The 5,245-nt window shown below is 35.0% G+C and carries 5 protein-coding genes; all 5 read right to left on the bottom strand.

Annotated elements, in window-relative coordinates; translation table 11 throughout:
* On the bottom strand, positions 1-222 hold a 222-nt coding region (locus tag ABGX27_05660), incomplete at its 3' end, for a HepT-like ribonuclease domain-containing protein (GenBank protein MEO2068981.1).
* Complete coding sequence (locus tag ABGX27_05655; GenBank protein MEO2068980.1) at positions 215-505, bottom strand: nucleotidyltransferase family protein; 291 nt, start codon at positions 503-505, stop codon at positions 215-217. The genes ABGX27_05655 and ABGX27_05660, both read right to left, overlap by 8 nt.
* Positions 502-1,086: an imidazoleglycerol-phosphate dehydratase HisB gene (gene hisB / locus ABGX27_05650; protein MEO2068979.1), complete on the bottom strand. Its 585-nt coding sequence runs from the start codon at positions 1,084-1,086 to the stop codon at positions 502-504. The genes ABGX27_05655 and hisB overlap by 4 nt, the downstream gene beginning before the upstream one ends.
* 120 nt (positions 1,087-1,206) lie before the next feature.
* Entirely contained in the window at positions 1,207-3,981 is a 2,775-nt protein-coding gene (locus ABGX27_05645) for a type ISP restriction/modification enzyme (GenBank protein ID MEO2068978.1), read from the bottom strand.
* The gene (gene pheA, locus ABGX27_05640; protein MEO2068977.1) at positions 3,981-5,057 is read right to left on the bottom strand and encodes a prephenate dehydratase; all 1,077 of its coding nucleotides are present in this window, start codon (positions 5,055-5,057) and stop codon (positions 3,981-3,983) included. The genes ABGX27_05645 and pheA overlap by 1 nt, the downstream gene beginning before the upstream one ends.
* Between the last annotated feature and the right edge of the window lie 188 nt (positions 5,058-5,245).

The following is a 5,245-nucleotide window of genomic DNA, read 5'->3' as shown; positions in this document are numbered from 1 at the left end:
AACTATTTGTTTCCAAGGGACTTGAGGATAGAGGTTTTTAATACTTTCTGGAATATGTTTAACAGCTTCTCCAATATTTTCAAGACATTTTAATGTTGCATAATAAACTAGTTCGTTGCTTTTTAATTCATTTTCAGAAGAAACAGAAGAAAAAAATCTTTCAATACGTTTTATTTCGTCAAGGATATCAAGTAGGTAAATTTCTACTGAACGTTTAGACATGAATTGCCTCTTCCTCTACTTTCTTTTTTAAGAAAGGTTTAAGTGATTTCTTTATTACTAGATCTACCGGTCTTTGAAATAGATGTTCCAAGAACTCTTTCAGGTTCATGTAATTCCTGAAAGTTTCAAATCCTTCTTTGAATTCTACTAGTAGATCTACGTCACTGTTTTCCTTTCCTTCAGATCTTGCAAATGAACCAAATAGTAGTATTTCTTTGACTCCATATTTTTCGTATAGTAAAGGTTTAACTTTTCTTAATTCTTCTAGAACGTTATTACTCATAACGTCTCCTTTGTTGATGGAATCCCCTTCACTCTGTTATCAATCTCTACTGCCATTCTTAGAGCTCTTGCTACACACTTGAAAGTTCCTTCTGCCATGTGGTGAAGGTTTAATCCGTAATGGCAATTAATATGTAGATTACACTCTAAGGAGAAAGAGAAAGACTTCCAAAACTCTCTAAAAAGATCAAACTCAATGTTATTTAAAGTAGCATTTTGAGGGAAACCTTGATATATAAAGTAAGGACGTCCTGAAAGGTCTATGGCACAAGAAACTAAGGTTTCATCCATAGGTAGAGTAAAGAACCCGTATCTGTTTATTCCCTTTTTATCTTTAAGTGCCTTTTTTATGACGCATCCAAGTACTATTCCTACATCTTCTATAAGGTGGTGGTGATCAACTTCTACGTCTCCAGTAGCTTTTACTTCTAAATCAAATAGTCCGTGTTTTGAAAAAAGCTCAAGCATATGGGTGAGGAACGGTATATCGGTTTTTACGTTGTAGTTTCCACTTCCATCAAGGTTAATTGAGATTTTAACGTCTGTTTCTTTAGTTTTACGCTTCAGTTCTGCTTTTCTCATCTTTTTTCTCCAGTTTCTAAGTTATCCTTAAGTTCTTCCTGAGTTTTTAAAGTTTCTTCAATAGCTTTTACTATTTTCATGTAGGTTTTTACATCGTCGTAAGCTAAGACTCTACTTTTTCTATCGGAAAGCCACTTTTTTTAAAATTTGGTAACCTCCGACTTTATACTCCCACACCTCTTTTCTTATCGGATAAAAGTACTGATTTTTGTTTATATAAACCTTTTCATCTTTGTAAGAAACCTTTTCCACTTTGTTGTTGCCTTCTCCTTCAAATTTTACGCTAAAGGTGTTTAAGGATAGGTCTTTAAGCAGGTGTAGTCTAACAAGTTTTTCTCCAAATTTGGCAATCTCTTTTAACTTTTCATAACTTTCTGGAAATGGGATTCTCGGAAATTCATACTTTAAAAGCTCTCCATACTTTTCCCTGTAATCTGGAGAGTAGAGAACGGCATAGATGTAGTAGAAAATCTCCTCTGGAGAAGGCTGTTCAGAGTAGAGCTCTTTTATGTAGTTTTTAAACTTTTCTGTAAAGTTCGGAATTTTCTCATTTTTGGTGTAAAGGTAGAGAGGAAAGAAGTAATTTGTTGTTTTACTTGACAAACTTCCATGTTCAGTTATGCAAGTCGTAACAAATGCATGTTTCCAATCACCTGTAATTTCTTCTCTTTTATGAGTGATTAATCCCAAATTCTCTTCTGAAAGCATGTGTTTCATAACTTTTTCTCTTGCTCTTTCAAGATAAGCTGGATTATAAAAGATGTAGCGAACATCGAAAGGTCTATAAAAGATTTTTTGGATGAACTCTTTTACTTTGCAAACGTCTAAGGAAAGCTCGTTCGCTATCCTGTTTATTAGACTTTCTTTATCAAAGTCAATGAAAATTTTATCCTTTCCTGTAACAATTCCCACGCTGTAAACCTTAAAAATTTCATCAACTCTTAAAAACTTCTGATACTCCTCATTTTCTAAAACAGGCTTGAAAAAGTAGTAAGGACTCTTTGGTTCTGCTTTTTTCCAGCAAACAGTTTCAACAGAATTACTGTTGAGAAAGTCAAACTTCTCATTCCTTGTCAGGAGCTCCTCATCTTCAAGGGTTGAGTGGTAATAGACTTCTGCATATTCTCCTTTTTTGCTTCCATCTTTTACAAATATCCCTATGGCAACTCCCTGCTGAATGTCAAAAACGTTTTCATCAGGTTCTTTCTTCCTTTTGTTCCCGTGAAGGTCAAGGATGTAAATCCTGTCAAAAGTTCTTAAGAGGGACTGTCTCATTCCTCTGAACGTCGGATTGTCTATGTATGAGTGGTTTGTTATAAAGCCTACGATTCCTTTTCCGCTCTTCTCTATCTTCCACTGTCCAAACCTTATGAACTTTACGTAATCGTCCTGTAACCACTTTGGGTTTTTCTCTTCTAACTTCCTTCCATCAACCTTGTAGTAATTCTGACAGTTGTCTATGTCTTTTTTCAAGAACTCATTTATCTCTTTGCTGTTGTTAGCAGAAATCCCGCTGTAAGGTGGATTTCCCAGTATTACAAGCATTCTCTCTTCTCTTTTTATTCGGTCAGCTTCCTGTATCTCTTTTGCCCACCTGTGTGAAAAGAGATAGCCTGCCGTTTTATGTTCAAATTCGAGTGCATTGGTAAGGTAAAAGTTAAATTTTTTGTTCTTTATTCCTAAGGAATCAAGAAATTGGGAAACTTTCAGGTGTCCTATAACGTAAGGTGCAGGAAGAAGCTCAAAGGCAAAAAAGTTGTTAAGAACGGTATTCTCGAAGTAGCTTTTTAACATTCCACTACCAATGGTTTCTTTGATTTCCTCTTTTAACCTTTCAAGGACTTCAAGGATAAAGGTTAAAGTTCCCCCAGCAGGGTCTAAAAGTTTTAATTTTTCGTCAAAGTATCCGTTTAGTCCAAAATTCTTTTTTAAGAGTTCTTCTATGCTTTTTACGATAAACTTAACAATAGGTTTTGGAGTGTAATAAACTCCTCTTATCTCCCTTAGCTTCGGATTGTAAGCTCTTAAAAATGTCTCATAAAAGTGAATTGTAAGTTCTTCAGGAGTTAGTTTTGCACTTTTTAAATCGAAAAGATTTAAGGTATTTTCTATTTCTTCTATTATCCAGCTTAATTCCTTTCCTTCTATTTTGAGAATCTCTAAAAAGATGTCCCTTATTATGGTTAGGCTATCTGGAATATCACTTATTACATCCTCTTTTTTAATGAAATCCTTCTTTGTTCTAACTATTAGAAGGGCATAAGCTAAAGACTGGGCAATTGTATCTGCAAATTCCTCTTCTTTTAGGGTATGAATTACATAACTCTTTAGAAGATTCAAAAATTCTTGTAAAGCAGAATTTACCTTTAATTCTTTTAAGATTTCATCTTTTAGAAGTCTAACTCTCCACGCTAAGTTTTCCGCTAACTCCTCTACACTCTTTATAGGTTTTTCTTGATGATTAATAAAATCTTTAAGTAGATCTTTAAATTCCTCTAAGTTAGCTTTTTCAAAGTTTCCTTTCTTTAGATCGTCGTAAGAGACAACCTCAACCGTTTTTACCTCTTTTCCCTTTAAGAAGTGCTTAAAAGAGATAAAGTTTGTCAAGAGGAAGTTTTTAAAATAGTTCTTGTATCTCTTTACTTGTTCCGATTCAGCCCATTTCTCGATATTTTCTTCTGGCTTTTTACACTCAACATACCCGATTATGAACCCATCTTTTTGAAAAACTTTTATGTCAGGAAAACCAACCTTGGTTTTTGCTGGAAGCTGAAAGGCTTTAATTCCTTTTTCTTTAAAGAGTTCTATTAAAAGAGGATAATAACCTTCCTCTCTCAAGTTCAGTAGTAAAAATTCTTTAAGTCTTTCTAAGTATTTTTCTTCAGCTCTCTTCATCACTCCTTAAATCCCCTTGGATAAGAGCCGAGTATTTTAAAGAAGGTAGTATTTTCTTGTAGTTCTTTTAAAGCTTTTTCTACTTTTACGTCTTTTCTGTGTCCTTCAATATCCACGAAGAATACGTATTCCCAAGGCCGTTTTTTGGTAGGTCTTGATTCTATTTTAGATAGGTTAACATCATATACTGCGAAAGGTTGTAAGGCTTTAAAGAGAGAACCCGCAACGTGTTTTGTGCTAAACATAACAGAAGTCTTGTCCTTCCCTGTAGGAATTTCAGAGTCGCTTCTACCTATTACTAAAAAACGTGTAAAGTTTTTGGAAACTTCTTGGATATTCTTTGCAAGTATATTCAGGTCATAAAGGTAAGCTGCTGCTTCGCTTGCTATTGCAGCTGCTCCTTCTTCTTTACTTGCAAGTTCTGCAGCTTTTGCCGTGCTTGAAACTTCAATAGTTTCGACTTTAGGTAAATGTTCGGAAAGCCACTTCCTACTCTGGGCTATTGCATGGCGATGGGAGTAAACTTTTTTAACTTTAGTTAGGTCTTGTTCTTTGCTCATAAGATGTAGATTCACGGAGACAAAAATTTCGCCACTTATTTTAAGGTCTGTATCCAAGAACATATCTATAGTGTAGTTAACAACCCCCTCTATTGAGTTTTCTATTGGAACAACACCATAGTCAACCCTTCCTTTCTCTACTTCGTCAAACACTTCTCCTATGGAATCCATAGGAATCAGTTCCGAGGAACTTCCAAAATGTTTAAGGGCTGCAAGATGTGTGAAAGTAGCAGAAGGACCGAGGTATGCAACTTTTGTTGGCTCTTCTAAAGCTCTACAAGCGGAAATTATTTCTCTAAATATTGCTCTGATACTTTCTTTTGGGAGAGGTCCTTTGTTTAACTCTTCAAGTTTGGCAAGGATTTTCGCCTCTCTTGCTGGAACGTAAAATGGGAGTCCTTCTTTCTTTTTTATCTCACCAATAGTTTTTGCAATTTCTGCTCTTCTAGAAAGTAGTTCCAGGATTTTTTTATCTATCGCATCTATCTCTTCTCTAAGACTTTTAAGATTTTTCATCTTCTCTCCTTTCTTGAGGAATTTGCAAGTCGCAGGTTCCGGTCCTACAGCAGGTAAAGCAAGAGTTCTTCTTTCTAATTCTTGTAAAGATATATACTCCTGCTGGTATTAGGATAATTGGGGGTATCAGGTTTTCCAAACCTTCTCTCCTTTCAAGTTTTGTGACTACTAAATTTTACACTTGACAT

The sequence above is a fragment of the Desulfurobacteriaceae bacterium genome (assembly GCA_039832905.1).
Taxonomy (GTDB): Bacteria; Aquificota; Aquificia; order Desulfurobacteriales; family Desulfurobacteriaceae; genus Desulfurobacterium.
Note: the sequence above shows the minus strand (reverse complement) of the source record. Positions and strands in the feature narration are given on the sequence as shown.